The 16986-nt window shown below is 72.0% G+C and carries 19 protein-coding genes and 1 pseudogene; 15 read left to right on the top strand and 5 right to left on the bottom strand.

Going from position 1 to position 16986, the window contains the following annotated elements; genetic code table 11:
• Positions 1-365 precede the first annotated feature (365 nt).
• Positions 366-764, bottom strand: a complete 399-nt coding sequence (locus ACFYWI_RS36820) for a hypothetical protein (protein ID WP_389240264.1) — start codon at positions 762-764, stop codon at positions 366-368.
• Between the two features lie 209 nt (positions 765-973).
• On the opposite strand from ACFYWI_RS36820, the gene ACFYWI_RS36815 reads away from it, so the two are divergent.
• Together ACFYWI_RS36815 and ACFYWI_RS36810 are read left to right on the top strand one after the other, a co-directional pair.
• Entirely contained in the window at positions 974-1498 is a 525-nt protein-coding gene (locus ACFYWI_RS36815; RefSeq protein ID WP_389240262.1) for a DUF6745 domain-containing protein, read from the top strand.
• A gap of 12 nt (positions 1499-1510) precedes the next feature.
• Positions 1511-1939, top strand: coding sequence for a hypothetical protein (locus ACFYWI_RS36810; protein WP_389240266.1), 429 nt, complete (start codon positions 1511-1513; stop codon positions 1937-1939).
• Between the two features lie 33 nt (positions 1940-1972).
• Here the strand turns inward: ACFYWI_RS36810 and ACFYWI_RS36805 are convergent.
• Positions 1973-2233 (bottom strand): annotated as a pseudogene (locus ACFYWI_RS36805) (transposase family protein); the annotation flags it as partial.
• 882 nt (positions 2234-3115) lie between these two features.
• On the opposite strand from ACFYWI_RS36805, the gene ACFYWI_RS36800 reads away from it, so the two are divergent.
• From ACFYWI_RS36800 to ACFYWI_RS36790, 3 genes are all read left to right on the top strand, one after another.
• Positions 3116-3676 carry a hypothetical protein gene (locus tag ACFYWI_RS36800; RefSeq protein WP_389240258.1) on the top strand — a complete coding sequence of 187 codons (561 nt, stop codon included), beginning with the start codon at positions 3116-3118 and terminating at the stop codon, positions 3674-3676.
• Between the two features lie 126 nt (positions 3677-3802).
• Positions 3803-3940: a hypothetical protein gene (locus tag ACFYWI_RS36795; RefSeq protein ID WP_389240255.1), complete on the top strand. Its 138-nt coding sequence runs from the start codon at positions 3803-3805 to the stop codon at positions 3938-3940.
• A gap of 320 nt (positions 3941-4260) precedes the next feature.
• On the top strand, positions 4261-4398 hold the full coding sequence (locus ACFYWI_RS36790; RefSeq protein WP_389240253.1) for a hypothetical protein: 138 nt from the start codon (positions 4261-4263) through the stop codon (positions 4396-4398).
• Between the two features lie 349 nt (positions 4399-4747).
• On the opposite strand, the gene ACFYWI_RS36785 is transcribed toward ACFYWI_RS36790, so the two are convergent.
• A complete protein-coding gene (locus ACFYWI_RS36785; RefSeq protein WP_389240251.1) occupies positions 4748-4930 on the bottom strand; it encodes a hypothetical protein in 183 nt (60 codons plus the stop codon).
• Between the two features lie 458 nt (positions 4931-5388).
• Here ACFYWI_RS36785 and ACFYWI_RS36780 point away from each other — a divergent pair, with 458 nt between their 5' ends.
• From ACFYWI_RS36780 to ACFYWI_RS36735, 10 genes are all read left to right on the top strand, one after another.
• Positions 5389-5556, top strand: a complete 168-nt coding sequence (locus ACFYWI_RS36780; protein WP_389240249.1) for a hypothetical protein — start codon at positions 5389-5391, stop codon at positions 5554-5556.
• Between the two features lie 228 nt (positions 5557-5784).
• On the top strand, positions 5785-7371 hold the full coding sequence (locus ACFYWI_RS36775) for a radical SAM protein (RefSeq protein ID WP_389240247.1): 1587 nt from the start codon (positions 5785-5787) through the stop codon (positions 7369-7371).
• 94 nt (positions 7372-7465) lie between these two features.
• A complete protein-coding gene (locus tag ACFYWI_RS36770; protein ID WP_389240245.1) occupies positions 7466-9397 on the top strand; it encodes a carbamoyltransferase C-terminal domain-containing protein in 1932 nt (643 codons plus the stop codon).
• Positions 9398-9500: 103 nt separating this feature from the next.
• Positions 9501-10403, top strand: coding sequence for a phytanoyl-CoA dioxygenase family protein (locus ACFYWI_RS36765; protein ID WP_389240243.1), 903 nt, complete (start codon positions 9501-9503; stop codon positions 10401-10403).
• Entirely contained in the window at positions 10396-11724 is a 1329-nt protein-coding gene (locus ACFYWI_RS36760) for an MFS transporter (protein WP_389240241.1), read from the top strand. The genes ACFYWI_RS36765 and ACFYWI_RS36760 overlap by 8 nt, the downstream gene beginning before the upstream one ends.
• 3 nt (positions 11725-11727) lie before the next feature.
• Positions 11728-12663: an NAD(P)/FAD-dependent oxidoreductase gene (locus ACFYWI_RS36755; protein ID WP_389240239.1), complete on the top strand. Its 936-nt coding sequence runs from the start codon at positions 11728-11730 to the stop codon at positions 12661-12663.
• A gap of 54 nt (positions 12664-12717) precedes the next feature.
• Entirely contained in the window at positions 12718-13635 is a 918-nt protein-coding gene (locus ACFYWI_RS36750) for an Inducer of phenazine A (protein ID WP_389240237.1), read from the top strand.
• Positions 13632-13868 carry a hypothetical protein gene (locus tag ACFYWI_RS36745; protein WP_389240235.1) on the top strand — a complete coding sequence of 79 codons (237 nt, stop codon included), beginning with the start codon at positions 13632-13634 and terminating at the stop codon, positions 13866-13868. Before ACFYWI_RS36750 ends, ACFYWI_RS36745 begins: the two co-directional genes overlap by 4 nt.
• Before the next feature lies 1 nt (position 13869).
• Positions 13870-15753, top strand: a complete 1884-nt coding sequence (locus tag ACFYWI_RS36740; RefSeq protein WP_389240233.1) for a carbamoyltransferase — start codon at positions 13870-13872, stop codon at positions 15751-15753.
• Entirely contained in the window at positions 15731-15973 is a 243-nt protein-coding gene (locus ACFYWI_RS36735; protein ID WP_389240231.1) for a hypothetical protein, read from the top strand. The genes ACFYWI_RS36740 and ACFYWI_RS36735 overlap by 23 nt, the downstream gene beginning before the upstream one ends.
• On the opposite strand, the gene ACFYWI_RS36730 is transcribed toward ACFYWI_RS36735, so the two are convergent.
• Together ACFYWI_RS36730 and ACFYWI_RS36725 are read right to left on the bottom strand one after the other, a co-directional pair.
• The gene (locus ACFYWI_RS36730; RefSeq protein ID WP_389240229.1) at positions 15954-16580 is read right to left on the bottom strand and encodes a class I SAM-dependent methyltransferase; all 627 of its coding nucleotides are present in this window, start codon (positions 16578-16580) and stop codon (positions 15954-15956) included. The genes ACFYWI_RS36735 and ACFYWI_RS36730 overlap by 20 nt on opposite strands.
• A gap of 130 nt (positions 16581-16710) precedes the next feature.
• Entirely contained in the window at positions 16711-16914 is a 204-nt protein-coding gene (locus ACFYWI_RS36725) for an alpha/beta fold hydrolase (RefSeq protein WP_389240227.1), read from the bottom strand.
• Positions 16915-16986: the final 72 nt, after the last annotated feature.

Below are 16986 nucleotides of genomic sequence, written 5' to 3'. Positions count from 1 at the left end.
ACCCGCTACGACAAAACCGCCGAGTCCTACCAGGCAGCCGTAACCCTCGCCTCGCTGCTGATGTGGGCGTGACACTTTGACGACAACTCCTAGGCACATGATGGTTGCGGATGAGTGCGGGGGCCTGGCTGGGTGGCTGCGGGACGGTGCCCCTGTCCTCGCAGCCGTATCACCTGTGCAGTAGCGGTCGGCATGTTGGGGGGAGCATGGAATACGCGGGAAGCATCGGTGCATTGACGGCGGGGCAGGAAATCGTTCTTGATGAGGTGAGGAAGGACTGGGCAGCGGTCGGCGTGGCCACCGGGCCGGGCGACACAGCGGCTGCGCAGGAGGGGGTCCGGGCGGCTTACCGCGCCGTAGGACTGTCACCGCCGCAGTTCATCGTCTGGCTCGAATCCCCTTGGGCCGGTGTGATCGGGCAGGCGATCCTCCCCACGGTCATCGCCCAGGTCACCGGAGGTCGGCCTGCCCGGGTGCGTGCCCGGTTCCGTCGCCGGCTGCGCGGGCAGCTGCCTGCCGACGCCCAAGGTCTGATCTGGCCCGGGATCGACTCCCGGATCGAGGCACAGGTGACCGATGCGGTCAAGAAGCGGGTGGACGAGGCGGTGCTTGCGCCGGAGCTGTGGCAGAGCGGCTGGCGGTGGCTGACACACCAGCACATGCGTAGCCAGGTGAACGCGCAGCACCTCGGAGCCTTCGAGGAACTGATCCAGCGCGGCGATCCGCTGGCCGGGATCGACCTGGAGGTGCTGCCGCGCGTCCACGCCGAACTGACTGCCCAGGTGGCCGCCCAGTCAGGCGTGTGCGGCACCGCCGGGAAGGTTCCGGTCAGGCTGCCCCGGCGCTGGTGGCGCGGGACCCCCCTGACCCACTGGAGTGTGGCGCCCCACGCGCGGGCCGACGCCATGGAACGCATCGGCGTGACCGGCATGGCCCCCGTGCACGGTGAGCAGCAGGTCGCACAGCACGCCGGATGGTGGTGGGCCTTCCGCGACTACGCGATCCTCACCCCCGTCCCGATGCCTTCCGCCGGGATGCACAAGGGCGGCCCCACTGCCCCGACGGACCGGCGGCGGTGTGGCCCGACGGCTGGGCTGTCCATGTCTGGCACGGCACGAGGGTCCCCGCTTCCCTGATCCGGGGCGACTGGGACACCGACAGGATCCTGCGGGAGCCCAATACCGAGGTGCGCCGCTGCGCGATCGAAAGAATGGGCTGGCCGCAGTTCATCGCCGCGGCAGGCCTTCGGCAGGTCGGGGACAGCGCGCCCGACCCGGGCAACCCGGGACAACGGCTCACCCTGTACGACCTGCCCACCGCGATCTACAACGTCCCTGTACGCGTCCTGCTGTGCACCAACGGCACACCCGAGCGCGACGGCACTCGCCGCTCCTACGGGCTCACCGTGCCCGCCCAGACCCCAGACCCCGTCAGCGCGGCAGCCGGCCTCCTCGGTCTGACCCGCGAGCAGTACCTCACTCTGTCCCGTGCCACCTGAAACGGAGAGTCCATGACCAAGCAGCAGCCCACGCTCCAAGACGTCACCGCACTCGCGGGCGTCGACGTCCTCGAACACCTCGACCGGCAGGCGGCCATCCCTGTGTCCTCGGGCCTCCAGCGCCAAGGTGACGTCGGACTCATCCCGGTCGGCCTCATCGGTTTCGACCCGCCGCAGGGCGGCGAGCCGGTCCCCGCCACCGGAATCGCCCTGGTGACCTCAGGCGAAGGTGGCCACGTCCATCTCCTCGTGGCCGACGGCCCGGTCACCTGGACACCGATCGACACCGACGGCGCCGACGTCGGCTGCTTCACCGTCCACGAAGGTGCCAGTGCCTACGTACTGCACCCCGAACACGGAGCCATGGGCCATGCCTCGGGCACCTACCTCGTGCGCCGCCAGACCGAACAGGCCCACGACAAGCGGCTCGTCATCGATTGACCGTGAGCCGCCCGCGCTCGTCGTGGTCCGGCCCCGGGTCAGGCCGGGTGCTCTGCGGGCGAGGAGATCGATGACCGCGTGGACGTAGGCGTGGGCGGTGCCGACACTGACCCGGAAACCGGCGGCGATCTGGGGCGAGGGTGTCGTGCTTGCGCAGGTACACCAGTGCCACGAGCGCGCTCGCTGTGAGGGGCGGAACTTGCACCTGCGGTCACCCTCCCGGGGGACGATGAGCCTGGTGACCCACTCAACCAGTGCGTGCGACAGGTCCAGTACAGCAGGATACGTAACCAACGAGGCTCCTCGGCGGAAGAGTTGAAACGTCTGACGTCTCAACTCTTCCGCCGAGGAGCCTGGTCCGTTCTGCGCTGATCTCCGATCGCCTGACCATCACCCGATCGGTGGCCCCGCTGAAAGTGCTCAGTGAGCGGGAGGGACTGACGTGCGTTTTGTCCCTCGGGATGCAAGATCATAAGTGTCACGCTCGCCCGGCAAGCCTCCTCCGGAAGGGTTCACAGACTCGGAACCCGGACATAAACGGACAGGTTGAAGCGGGCGTGACACTCACCCCCGGGGGCGTGACAGCTACGTTCTGTCAGCGTGACACTTCTCGTACGGTCGCTGGAGAGTCCGTGGCGTGGTCCTCGTCGTCGCGGGAAACGGACATACAGGTGCGGTGTTGCACCTCGCCGGGTCCGCGTTGCAGTACGCGCGCCCACCGGCGTCTTCGGTCGCGTCCGGTGACGATCACCGAGCCTGCTCCCCAGGAACCTCACCGGCTCACAGGTCATCCCCGTGCTTGTCCTTTCTCAGCGGGCTGGGGGTCGGTGCCCGGGCTGGCTGAAGTCTGGTTCGCACTGTGGGCGCTGCGGCAGGTGGCACGCGCTCACGGCCAGGCAGCAGTCCGCATGGTCCGGCCGGCCCCTGCACCGGCCCGGTACAGCACCGTCAGCGCCGTTGAACGGCAAGGGGATTGTGGCCGATGAGGGGTGGGTACGTCACCGAGATCCCATGAAGGGGGATCAGGAGTGAAGAGGAGACCGACGGAGTCGGGGGGCGGAAGGTGTCAGCGACAACAGACGTTCTCTCGCGGCCTGTCGAGACACGGGGGAAGCAACTGTGGGTGACCGTTACACAGAATTTGTCGTATCCCCGGACACGAGCCGGTTCGGCCGCGTGGCATGGGCGATCGTACCGGCCGCCATCCTGCCGGGCATCAGCTTGACGCTCATGCTCGCGGGCGGACGCGGCACCAGCGAGGGACTCGGGCCGACGGCCGTACCGGCGGCCATCGTCCTCGTCGCGCTCCCGTTCCTGTGGTACGTGACCTACGCGGTCCTGCACACCGTGAACGCGTACGTGGCACTCGTGGACGGCGCCGTTGTGGTGCGCAACTGGGCGCGTCGGCTGACCACTGTCGAAAGGCCCGGCTTCCTTATCCGCACCCATATCGACTCCAGCGGCATCGCCGGCGAGGTGCTCATCGTGGGTGATGATCATGCCGCCGTGATGCTCAATCCCCGGCAGTGGCGTGAAGCCGAACTCAATCGGGTGTGGCGTAATGCGGCTCTTCAGCAGCAGCCCGGGGGCATGCCAACTCCACGTGAGCTGCACAGGCGTTACCCGACCATCCGGATACCCCTCTACATCCGGCACCCCGGCATCGTCTACACCTTCTGGACCCTCCTCGTCATCCTCTACATCGGAATAGTGGTCAACGTCTTCGCCCGCATCTGAGGAGGAGGCGACGGGGCACAGCCGGCCGGGCGCACCGATCTCCGGCAGTCAGGCCTGGATGAGTCGCAGGGCGCGGGTCTGCGCGGCGGTGTCGAACGCCGAAGGCTCATTGTTCCGTACGACCATGTGGAGTACCTGGACGAGGGGCGGGAGGGCATGCGGCTCGCGGGGAACGACCCGATCGCTGTCGATCCCGAGACCGGCTCAGGTACCTACCTCTCACCCGAGGAGGCAGAAGATCTGATCGACCGCGGCCTTCTGTGAGGGCCTCCCTCAGGACCGACTCGCGCCATCGGCCAGCGCAGCGCTCGTCGTGCTGTTGGAGGGCTGAGGATCAGCCTCGTACGGGGAGGGCAGATTTGCCGCTCAACCTCTCTCCTACTGCGACGACTGGGCATGCCTCACGGCGAGGGCCGCGGACGTCGTCCAGTGCGCAGGCCCCGACCCCGGACCCGGCGAGCAGTGGGCACCGGCCGCTTCGCCGGTGGAGGGCCCGGGCGGGAAGGCGGTGACGGCCGAGCGCGTGTGTGAGCCTTTACGGGCCATGCTGCTTGTAGGGCGCTGCTCCGTACCGTCTCGCCGGGGTGGCGTCCCTGCCCGGCTCGCGCAAGCCGCCTGGGATCGGCGCTGACGACATCCGGAGCGCGTACGAGCTGCCCAAATTCGGGGGCAAGGGGCGGACGGTGGCGATCGTCAACGCGTTCGACTACCCCACTGCCTAGGCCGACCTGGCGGTCTACCGCCGTACGTTCAAGCTTTCGCGGTGCACCACCGCCAATGGCTGCTTCCGGAAGATCTTCGCAGCGGCGGGCACTCGGCTCAACCCAGTTACGGCTCCGGCAGGGAGCCCACAGGCGAGGCGGCACCGCCGGTACGAAACCCCGTGGTCCGGATCCGGTTCCGCTGCTCCTGGTTCCAGCCGGAGCCGCTGTGGCAAACCGATCCCCTCTGCCCTCGGCGCACCATCGCCGGCATCTCCGGGGTCGCCGACCCGGCCAGCTGCTGGAGTCGGCGCTCCGCGGCTTCCCGGCCTTCGGCGGCCGCGGCTTCGGCAGCGCGCTCCTGACGACGTCACCGTCCGGGTCGGTCAGCGGTCCCGGCGAGCAGCTTGCGCTCCCACTCCGCGAGCTCGGTCGGCCCGCGTTCGTCGTGGGCCAGGTCCGCGCGCCTGGAGTCCTGCCACAGGTACTCCCCGGCCGGCGCCCTCGTCCCCGAGGAGGTGTTCGCCAGGCGCTGGCGCACGGGGACGAGCACGTCGTCAAGCTGGCCGACACCGCGCTCGACGTCGGCGGCGAGCGCGCCCTGTCCACCGCACGGCGCGCTGTCGAGCTGAGCGCGCCGGTTCTGACGGCCTGTGGGAACAGCCGCAGGGCCCGAGCCCGCGCGCGTCGCCGCGTCGACCGAGTCTTGCCAAGGTCATCCCTTGCGGCTCCCGGCCGCGCTCCCGTTTCTGGCCGGAATGCGTCCCGCCCCCGAGTCATCCGGGAGGCGCCCGGAGATCAACCGGCCGGCTTGCCGGAATTCCGATCAAGAAAAGATACCGGGTAAACGTCAGACCGGCCCGGCCGCCCTCGGACAGCGGAAGATCGATTCCGGGCGATAAACCATGCGGCAGCCCGTTGATTCGAGCGTGTCTTGATGAAGACTTATCGCCCCTGTTCTCTTCTGCTTCAGTGGAACGCGTTGTGTCCCGCACCTATCGAGGAGGCCACATGGCCGAAGTCAGGAAGGTCACCCGACCTGCGGTCACCGCGTCGTCGCGGCCCTGCGCGTTCGTCTCGCCGGACAAGGGCAACGCGCCGACCATCACGCCCGTCCGCAAGCAGGCGGAGGCCGACACCGCCCCTGCCGAGCAGCGGAAAGAGTCTGCCTCTGCCTAGGCGCCGAGGCTGATCGGGGCTCCGTCCGGCAGGCCGGGCCCCGGGCCGTCGCGCGGACCGAACCCCGGGCGGGGTCGGTCCGCGTCCCAGGGCCCCACGCCCGAAATCCCCTCCGCCGACGCCGTGCCGCGCGCCCGCCGCCCCGCCGGACTCCGCGGCCGGGCCGTGGAACACGGCCGCGCCACGCACCGTGCCGAAAGCCGTGAGACGCAGGGAGAAGTATTCAGCATGCAGAATTCGGTGTATCAGTCCTCGCGTTATGTCCGCACCCTGCGTGCCGCGGGCGACCGGGATTTCACGTCTTTCGGAGGACGCCTCAATTCCTTTGAGGACGACGAGCGGACCATGGCCTTTCATTCGCTGTACGGGAATGCGCGGCTCATCGACAAGGACGTGGTCGAACTCCTGAGGGACGCCTCCCAGGGCCTCAGCGTGGACCGGCTGCGGGAGCGGATCGACGACGATTCGCTGCAGGACCTCGTGGAGGCGCGGTTCCTGGTCGAGGCGGGGCACGACGAGGCCGAGGAGATCGACGGCCTGCTGGAGAGCCGCCTGGACGTGCTGGGCACCGGGGTGTTCCACTCCTCCATCCAGCTCGTGCTCACCAACGCCTGCAACTTCTCCTGCCAAGGCTGCTTCGCGTACAACTTCGACGGCGGTGTGGAGGAGCGCAACACGTCCGGCGAGTCCGTGAAGCCCGGCCCCGTGCTCGTGGAGCTGCGCCGCTCCCGCGAGGACGGCTCCGGTCCGGCCCGCCAGGACTCGGGGCCCACGCTGGCGAGCGGCGACTGGAACCACGGCTCGGACACCGGCCGCAACCCGTCGATGCACATGTCGCGCGAGGTGGCCGAGAAGACGATCAAGGAGGCCATCGCGCTGCGCAAGGCCAACGGCGGCGGCCATCTGACCGTGTCCTTCTTCGGCGGCGAGCCCACGCTGGCCCGGGGGACGATCCTGCACGTGCTGCGCACCTTCGGCGACAGCCACGATGGGGTCACCCTGTCCTACGACCTGACGAGCAACGGCTCCCGCATCGACGACGAACTGCTGGCGGCACTCGCCGAGCACCGGGTCGACACCACGGTCTCCATCGACTACCTGGTGCCGGAGACCGGCGAGTTCCGCGGCGGGCAGCAGCAGCGCACCCCGTGGCCGGTGGTCCGCAAGGCGATCCTCGACATGAAGGCCGCGGGCGTCCCGGTCAGCATCACCACGGTCCTCTCCCAGTACACCTGGGAGAAGTGGGGCAACCCGCTGATCGACTTCGTCGCCGCGGCGGGTCTGGACAGCCTGGACGTCATCGTCTCCTTCCAGGCCAAGGAGTTCTTCCAGCAGCACAGCCCGCACGACGTGGCGCAGAGGCTGCTGGCCGCGGTCGACTACGGGCGCGAGCGCGGGGTGCAGCTCAGCGGCTACTGGTACCAGACCTTCCAGATGATCATCGACGAGGCCAAGTGGGCCGAGCAGGCCGACTACAAGACGTGTCCGGCGGTCGGCCGGCAGCTCTCCATCGAACCCAACGGCAGTGTCTTCGCCTGCAAGGCCACCGCCCGCGTACTGGGCACCATCGACGACTGGCGGGGCATCTTCGCCTCCCCCGCCTACCAGGACTACGGCATGCGCGCCTACACCAACGGCCCGGGCTGCCAGGGCTGCGAGCTGCAGGGCACCTGCTCGGGCGGTTCGGCGGGCGCGCTGGAGGAGGAGAACGGCTCGATCCAGGTGATGTCGCCCGGCTACTGCGCCTACATGCGTGAGGTGGTGCAGGGCCTCCTGGAGCGGCACCACGCGCAGAGCCTCGCCGCGTTGTCGTGAGCGGGCCCCCGGAGATGTCCCCGGCGTCCCGCGCACGTCGGGCCGCCGGTCCACGGGTCCACCTGCAGCCGGCTGAGGAAGGGTGACTGGTTCCATGGCAACGATCGGTATGCACTTCGGCCACGACGCGGGCGCCGCCCTTACCGACGCGGACGGCTACCGGATCATCGAGGCGGAACGCCGGCTGCGGCTGCGCCACGTGTGCGGGGGCAACGGCCGCTTCCCGCAGGCAGTGGCCGGCTGGCTGGCGGAGCTGCGGGAGCGGGCGGCGAGCCCGGTGACCCGGGTCGCGGTGGCCGACTGGTACACCCCGGTGTGCCGGGTCCTGCCGCCGGCGCTGGTCGAGCTGGTCAACGAGGACGCGCGATGGACGGCCAGGGGCGGGATCGGGCTCGTCGACGCGGTGACCCGGGTGATCAAGCCGGTGGACTGGCCGCTCGCCGAGGGGCTCGGGGACATCACGCTCGTCGCTGTACGCCACCACTACGCGCACGCCGCGCTCGCGTACTACACCTCCGGCGCCCGCAAGGCCCTCGTGCTGGCCCTCGACGGGACCGGCAACTACGCCGAGTGCGGCATGGTCTGCCTCGGCGACGGCGACCAGCTCACCCCGGTGATGTCGTTCACCAACCGCGGCGGCCCGCGCTTCGGCCTGGTTTACGAGGCGCTGGCCCGGCGGGTGCACGGCAGCCAGTTCGACACCGGCAAGCTGCTCGGCCTGGCGGCGACCGGCGAGAGCGACCGCTCGCTGCTGCCGGTGCTGCGCGCCATGCTGGTCCCGCAGTCCACCCGGCGCGCCTCGCCCGACCTGTACGAGCAGCTGGACGAGGACCGGCTGACCGGGTCGGCGCTGCGCTACGCCGACACCTGGTGGGAGTACGACCCGGTCAGCGGCGGCTATCTGGACGTGGGCCTGGCCGACTCCTCGGACGACGACGTGGTGCACTCCTTCGGGTCCGTGTTCCCCGACGAGATCCGCACCCCGGACGGCCGTACGACCGTGGTGGGGACCTCGCCCGACGAGCGGGTCTGCCGGGATCTCGCCGCCACCCTGCAGTCCGCCGTGGAGCGGGACCTCACCCGGCTGGCGACCGGCATCAGTCGGCGCTTCCCGAGTTACTCCACGCTCTGCTACGCGGGCGGCTGCGCGCTCAACATCACCGTGAACAGCTGCCTCGCCGAGTCCGGGCAGTTCACCCGGGTGTCCATCCCGACCTGCTGCGACGACTCGGGCATCGCGCTGGGCGCGGCCCTGGCCGTCGCGGAGCCGTCCGACCGCCCGCCCCTGGCGGGCCGCTCGGGGTGGGCGCGGCTGGCGTACGCCGGGCCGCCGTTGGAGGAGCTGGACGAGCCGCCGCCGGAGGGGCTGTCGCCGGCCCGCGTGTCCGGGGCCGCGTCCGAGCGCGGAGCGGGTGCGGAGCCGGGCGGCGGCCTGGCCGCGCGGCTGGGCGCCCTCGGGCTGTCGGCGCGCGGACTCGCCGACGACGACGAGCTGGTGCGGGCGGTCGCGGGCCTGCTGGCCGAGCGGCGCTGCCTGGCCTGGCTGGACGGCGGCATGGAGACGGGGCCGAGGGCGCTCGGACACCGCTCGCTGCTGGTGTCGGCGCACTGGAACGGCGCCCGCCGGCACGTGTCCCAGACCATCAAGGGGCGCGAATGGTTCCGGCCGGTCGCGCCGATCTGCCCGGAGGAGGTCGCGGACCGCTACTTCACCGGCCCCCTGGACCACACCGAAAGCATGCTGTTCGCGGTGCGGGTGCGGCCCGAGGAGTCCCACCGGCTCGCCGAGGCGCGGCACATCGACGGCACGGCCCGCCTGCAGACCGTACAGCCGGACACCCACCCCCTGCTGCACCGACTGTGCCACGCGGTCGGCGACCGCACCGGGCTGCCCGTCCTCATCAACACCAGTGCCAACAGTGGCGGCATGCCCATCCTCAACCACCTCGACCAGGCCCTGGAGCTGCTGGCGGAGACGGAACTGGACGCCGTGGTGCTGCCCGGGCGCCGCCTGATCGTCGAGTGATCCGCGCCCGCCCCCAGCGGGCGGCAATCGGCCGAAAACGGCGGTGCCGGTCCGGGCCCGCCCACCCGATCCTGTACAGGCGTCGTTCCCCTGGAGAGTGCACGTGCCCGCCACGCAACTGCGCGACATCCGCAAGACACAGCCGCTGCACGTCCTGTCCCCCGCCGACTGGGCCCAGTGGACCGAGCAAGGCTATGTGATCGTCCGTCAGGCGGTGGCGCCCGAGACGGTCGCCGCGCTCGCGGACGGCCTGCACTCCTTCCTCGACATGCGCCCCGACGACCCCTCGACCTGGATCTCGCCGCACACCGGCAACGACCGGCTGCCCGGCCACAGCGGACTGGTCGAGATGTACAACCACCAGGCCCAGTGGGACGTGCGCCAGACACCGCGGGTGTACGAGGCGTTCGCCGACATCTGGGACCTGGACGAGCTGTGGGTGACCATCGACTTCGCCAACGTCAACCCGCCCAACCGGGGCGAGCGGGCCTTCGGCGGGTTCGTCCACTGGGATGTGGACACCTCCACCGACCCGCTGCCGGTGAGCTGTCAGGCGGTGCTCTCGCTGACGGCGGGCGACGAGGAGATCGGCGGCTTCCAGTGCGTGCCGGAGATCTTCGCCGAGTGGGAGAAGTGGGTGAGCCGGCAGCCCGCCGAACGGGACCCGTTCACACCGGACATCACCGGCTACTCGATCACTACCCCGGAGGTGGCGCCCGGCGACCTGATCATCTTCAACAGCCTGCTGCCGCACGGCGTGCACCCGAACGTCTCCGAGCGGCGGGTGCGCATGGCGCAGTACCTGACCATGGCGCCCGCCTGGGAGGAGAACGCCGAACTGCGCGAGGCCCGGGTGCGGTTCTGGCGGGACCGCGTCCCGCCGCACCCGCCGGAGGGCGGGGCACGCAAGGAGGAGGCCGAGCTGTACGGGCAGGCGCGGCTGACGGAGCTGGGCGAGCGGCTGCTGGGACTGCGCGGGTGGCACGAAGGGAGCGTCGTTGGCTAGCACTGCGTCACCGGGGACCCGCGCGGCGGGGCGGGCGGACCTGGGCCGTCCGTTCCGCTGGCTGTGGGCCTCGGCAGCGGCCTCCAACGCGGGCGACGGCATCACGCGGACGCTGCTGCCGCTGCTGGTCGTCGCGCACCACCCCGATCCGGCGGCGGTCGCGGGCCTGACCGCCGTGAACATGCTGCCGTGGCTGCTCTTCGCGCTCCCGGCGGGCGTCCTGGTGGACCGGGCGGACCGGCGGCGCATCGTGCTCGGCAGCAACGCGGTCCGGGCGGCGGCGCTGGCCGGAGCGGCCTTCGTGCTCGCGCAGGACCGGCCGCTGGGCCTGCTGTACGCGCTGGCGTTCGTGCTGGGCATCGCCGAGACGCTGGCCGACACCGCCGCCCCCGCGATGCTGCCGCGCCTGGTCGACGAGCGGCACCTGGAGCGGGCCAACGGGCGTCTGTCGGCGGCGCAGATCGTGCTCAACGAGACGGCCGGACCGCCCGTGGCGGGTCTCCTCGCGGGGCTGACGGCCGCGGCGGCGCTGGCCGCGGGCGGGGCGCTGTACGCGCTGGCCGCGCTGCTCCTGCTGGGTCTCGCCCCGCTCGCCCGGACCGGGCGCGCACCGGAGCCGGGCGGGGCACGCTCCGCAGGGGCGCGCGGAAGAGGGCGCGGCGGTGTGCTCGAGGACATCCGGGAGGGCGTCGGCTTCGTCCTGCGCCACCGCACCCTGCGGCTCACGCTGGCCGCAAGCGCCCTGTACGGACTGGTCTTCTCGGCGACCTTCTCGATGCTGGTCCTGCTCAGCGACCGCACGCTGGGGCTGAGTGGCACCGGGTACGGACTGCTGCTGGCCGCCGGGTCGCTGGGCGCCGTCGGGGGCAGCTGGCTGGCGCCCCGGGCAGCCGACCGGCTGCCCACCGTACGGCTGGCCCGCTGGTCCCTGGTGGCGTCCGGGGCCGCGTACGTCCTGCTGGGAACGGCGCCGGACCCCGTGCTCGCCGGACTGGCGCTGGCCGGGAACGGCGTCTTCATGATGGGCTGGAACATCCCGGTGATGTCGCTGCGCCAGCGGCTGACGCCGGAGAACCTCCAGGGCCGGGTGATGAGCGTGTCCCGGCTGTGCGCCTGGGGCACCATGCCGCTCGGCGCGCTCCTCGGCGGGCTGCTCGCCGAAGTCCTGTCCGTCCCGGCGGTGTTCGTCGTCTGCGGCACCGTCCTGGCCGCGGGCGCCCTGCTGCTGCTCGCCCCCCTGCCCAACTCCCCGGCCGGGCCCGAGGACGCGCCCCCGCATCCACATCCCGATCCGCACACCGACCTTCCCGACAAGGGGTGACCATTGGACACGCAGCTCTACGACACGGTGATCGTCGGGGGCGGCCCGGCCGGCCTGAACGGGGCGCTGTACCTGGGCCGTTCGCGCCGCCGGGTACTACTCATCGACTCCGGCGACGCCCGCAACATGGCGGCGGGGGTCATGCACAACGTGCTCACCAACGACGGCGCGAGCATCGCCGACTTCCGGGCCCGCTCCCGCGCCCAGCTCGCCGAGTACGACGTGTCGTTCCGCGACGACGAGGTGGTGTCCGCGGCCGGCCAGGGCGACCACGTGGTGGTCGCCACCAAGGAGTCGGGCACCTTCCGCGCCCGCAGCCTGCTGTACGCGGCGGGCGTGCGCTCCCTCCTGCCACCGGTGCCGGGGATCGCGGACCTGTGGGGGAAGACCGTGTTCGAGTGCCCGTACTGCCACGCCTGGGAGATCCGCGAGCGGACCATCGCCGTGTACGGCGGTGCGGTGCCCAGCGAGTGTCTGGCGTCGACCCTCACGGTGTGGTCCGACAACATCACCTACCTCTCCGACCGGCGGGAGCTGCCCGAAGACGAGCGGGACCGGCTCATCGCGGCCGGGGTGCCGGTCCGCGCGGAGAAGGTGGCGGGGCTGAAGCCGCACCCCGAGGGCGTGCGGGTCGAGTTCGAGGACGGCGGCGGCGCGAGCTACGGCGCGCTGTTCCTGCACCTCGACATGGAGCCCCGGGTGGAGCCCCTGCACCCCTGGGTCGACGTCCCGGACCTGGAGTCGGTGCAGACCGACGACCGGGGCCGCACCAGCATCCCCCGCCTGTACGTGGCGGGCGACCTGGGACGCAACATGCACCAGGCGGCGATGGCCGCGTCCAGCGGCGGACTGGCGGCCATGGCTGTCAACGCCGACCTGATCCGCGAGGACCGGCCCGGCTCCCTGCCCGCGCCGCCGCCCCCGGCCCCGGCGCCCTGACCGGTGCCCCGCAGCCCGCCCTCCACCGCGCACACCGACGGGAGCACCGCAGCGATGACGTCACCCCGCGCCGAGTACACGCCGCACATGGAGCACTACACCTTCGTCCTGGAGGACCAGCCCTATCTGGGGTACTTCCAGTACGGCGGTGAGAAGACGCCCGTCTACACCACCGACCGGCACGGCTTCCGGGTCACGCCCGGCCCCGGCGGGCAGCGGGCCACGGTCGGCGACGACCGGCCCGAGGGCCCCGCGCGGGTGCTGGCGGGCAGTTCCGCCGTGTTCGGCGTGGGCGCCACCGGGGACGCCGCCACCATCGGCGCGCGCCTGTGGAACGCGCACGCGCCCCGGCTGCCGTGGCTGAACTTCGCCGGCCAGAGCCACAACTCGGTCCAGGAGCTGCTGCTGTTCACCCTGTTCCAGCACGAACTGCCGCCCGTCGAGGACATCGTGCTGCTGTCGGGGGTGAACAACCTGGTGCTGAGCAGGCTGCCCGAGGAGAAGCAGGGCCGCCACGGCGCGTTCTTCGACTGCGGTCCCGCCCCGGACGTCGTGCCCCCGCCGGACCGGCGGGTCGCGCACGCGACGGACCTGACCCTGCGCCACCTCCGCGGCTGGAAGCTGCTCGCGGACGGGCTCGGGGCGCGACTGACGTTCGTCCTGCAGCCGCTCGCGCCATGGGTGCGCGAGGAGCCACTGCCGCGCGAGAAACTGCTCTTCGAGGAACTGGACGAGGTGTCCAACTTCCGCCGGTTCCACAACGACATCTCCACGATGGCGGCCGGCCGCTCCTACGCGGAGCGGCTCGCCGTCGGATGCGCCGCGCTGGACGTGCCGTTCCTGGACATGAACGTGGCGCTGGGCGAGGCCGCCGCGCCGGAGAGCTGGCTGTTCATCGACCGGGTGCACTGCACGGACCTGGGCTACGACCTGGTGGCCCGGCAGCTGGCGGACCGTCTGGACCTGGCGTGAGGGGGCCCGGGCCCGGCGACGGCGAGGAGCGCGGAGCCGGCCGGGCCCCGGCGCCCCGCCGCCTCGCGTCCTGGCTGCGCGCCCGGAGCCGAATCGAGCGGCCCGCCGACGCCCCGGACCCGGTCGAGTCCCCGGCCGCGCCTGCGGCGGACCGGCCCGCCGAACCGCCCCGGCCGGCGTCCCGGTTGCGCCGGCAGCCGGAAGGCGACGCGTCCGTCTACCCGTTGTTCTGACATGGGGACGCGGACCGGCGGAGGGTGGACCGGCGGCGCGTGCCGGGACGGTCCGGTACTGGGAATCTCCGCCTACTACCACGACAGCGCGGCGGCCCTGGTGTCCGAGGGCGTTCCGGTGGCCGCCGCCCAGGAGGAGCGGTTCAGCAGGCGCCGTCACGACGCCGGCTTCCCGGCCCAGGCCGTCGCCTACTGCCTGCGGGAGGCGGGTCTGCGCCTGGACGAGCTGGCGGCCGTGGCGTTCTACGAGGACCCGGCGCTGAAGTTCCGCCGGGTGATGGCCACGTGGCTGGCGACGGTGCCGCACGGCTTCCCCGTCTTCCGCCGTGCCTTCCCGCAGTGGGCCGGCTGGAAGCGGCACGCCCTGGACGACGTGCGCGCGCGGCTACGCGCGCTGTCCGGCGGACGGCCGCTGCCGCCGGTGGTGGCGCACCGGCACCACGCCTCGCACGCCGCATCCGCGTTCCTGCCCAGCCCGTACCCGTCGGCGGCGGTGCTGTGCGTCGACGGCGTCGGCGAGTGGGCGACGACGACGCTGTGGCACGGCCGGGGCACCGAACTGGTCCCGCTCGCCGAGCTGCGATTCCCGCACTCGCTGGGCATGCTGTACTCGGCGTTCACCCACTTCTGCGGCTTCAAGGTCGACTCGGGCGAGTACAAGCTGATGGGCCTGGCCCCGTACGGCACGCCGCGCTGGGCGCCCCTCATCCGGGAGCGGCTGATCGACGTCAAGGCGGACGGATCGTTCCGCCTCGACCTGCGCCACTTCGCCTTCCAGTACGGCAGGACAATGACCGGCCGGGCCTTCGAGGAGCTGTTCGGCGGCCCGCGACGCACCCCCGAAGGACCGCTCACGGAGCGGGAGTTCGATCTCGCCGCCTCGGTCCAGGCGGTGACCGAGCAGGTGGTGCTGCGGCTGGCCCGCACGGTGCTGGAGCGCACGGGCGAGCGGCGGTTGTGCCTGGCCGGCGGTGTCGCGCTGAACTGCGTGGCCAACGGACGGCTCGTGGACGAGGGCATCTGCGACGAGCTGTGGGTGCAGCCGGCCGCCGGGGACGCCGGCGGCGCGCTGGGCGCGGCCCTGGCGGAGTCGCACGGCCGGGGTGCGCCGCGCACCCATGTGCGGCGGGGCACGGACGCGATGGCGGGCGCACTGCTCGGGCCCGGGTACGGCGCCGGGGAGGTCGCGGAGTTCCTGGACCGGGGTGGCTACCCCGCCGTACGCCTGCCGGAGCCGGAGCTGGTCGGGCGGGTGGCCGCCGAGCTGGCAGAGGGGAAGGTGGTGGGCTGGTTCCAGGGGCGCATGGAGTTCGGTCCGCGCGCGCTGGGCAACCGGTCGATCCTGGCCGATCCGCGCGATCCCGGTACGCAGTCCACGCTCAACTTGAAGACCAAGTTCCGGGAGTCCTTCCGGCCCTTCGCCCCGGCAGTGCTCGCCGAGGACGCCAAGGACTGGTTCGACCTCGCCGGGGAGAGCCCGTACATGCTGCTGACCGCGCGGGTCGCGGCGGCACGGCGCCGGGCGTGCGGACCGGAGGCGGAGGGACTGGCAGGCTTGGACCTGCTGCGGGTGCCGCGCTCGACGATCCCGGCGGTGACGCACGTGGACGGGTCGGCCCGGGTGCAGACTGTCACCGCCGAGCGCAACGCTCGCTTCCACGCGCTGCTGACCGCGTTCCGGGACCGGACGGGCTGCCCGGTGCTGGTGAACACCTCCTTCAACGTGCGCGGCGAGCCGATCGTCCGCGACCCCGGGGAGGCGTACGCCTGCTTCATGCGCACCCGGATAGACCTGCTGGTGCTGGGCGACTTCCTGCTGGACAAGCGGGACCAGCCCGTGTGGCGGGAGGAGGGGGACTGGCGTGCCGCGATCCCGATGGACTGAGCGCCTGGGCGGACTGGGCCTGGCCGCGCTGTACTTCGGCGTGCTGACTCCGGTCGGGTGGTGCGTCCGCGCGGTGCGGGACCCACTGCGCCGGTCCTGGAACGCGGACCGGGCCGGCTACCTGGAGCCGCCGGACCGGAGCCGGGGGCCGCGCCGTAGGCCGGGCGCCGACGACCGGCGCCCGGGACGGGCGCACGGGTTCAGCGGCCGCCGGGTGTGACGGCCGAGGTCACCACCACGCGGCGGGTGCCGAGGACGTGGACGCGGGAAACGGCGTCGGTGAAGCCGCTCGCGGTGGCCCAGGCGCCGGCCTCCTCGGCGTTGCCCGGGAGCGGGACGTCCGCAGCGAGGAGCGCGGAGAAGCGTTCGGACGGCCGGAAGTGCGTGGCCAGCGGGAGCGTGAACCCCACCCGTCCGCCCGGGCGCAGCGCGCGCCGCCAGTCGGCCACCGCCCGGCCGCCCAGAAAGTGCAGCGAGGAGGCGCAGAGGACGACGTCGAGGGAGTGCTCGGCGACCGGCAGCGGCACGGCGTCCGCGAGGCGCCAGTCGATCGCCGCGCTCCGCACCGGGGACGCGGCACGCGCCCGGCCCGCCTCGATCATGCCGGGCGACACGTCGACGGCGAGGACGGGCGGCGCGGCGGCGGGGCGGCTCCGCGCGAGTTGCACGGCCACGGCGCCCGCTCCGCAGGCCACGTCGGCGACGGCGTCCATCGGGCCGGGGCCGACCAGGGCGAGCAGGGCCCGCGCGACCTCCTCGTGGTGCTCGTGGTCGTAGCTGGGGGCGAGATCATCGAAGACCCCGGCCAGGGTTGCGCTCTGCGTCACCGGGCGATCCTACGCACCCGCGTCCCTTCCTTGCGACACCTGGCTCGGCCTCTGCCACCAGGACGCCAAGGTCAGTCGGGCGGGGCCGCGTTCGGGTGCGCGGTCTGCTTCCGGGTGTGAAGCACGGTGATCAGTCGTGCGCCTGGAATCCGGCGGCGAGGCGCCGGGAATGGCTCGGCGGGGTGGTGCGGTCGGCCGAGCCGACCATCGCGACGCTCGGTACCGTGATCTCTGCCAGGCGCGGATGGCGGTCCTCACGGGCGAAGGCGGGCAGGATCGGCAGGTGGGCGCGGTGGTCCTGGCGGAGGAACAGCTCACGAAAGACAGCGATCATGGCTGGTGACGGTCGTTTTCCCGAACGGGCTGCCCCGAACAGCACACCGCCGGTACGGACAACGCTGGAGGT

The sequence above is a fragment of the Streptomyces sp. NPDC002889 genome (assembly GCF_042888425.1).
GTDB lineage: Bacteria > Actinomycetota > Actinomycetes > Streptomycetales > Streptomycetaceae > Streptomyces.
This window is presented reverse-complemented; position numbering and strand designations above follow the sequence as displayed.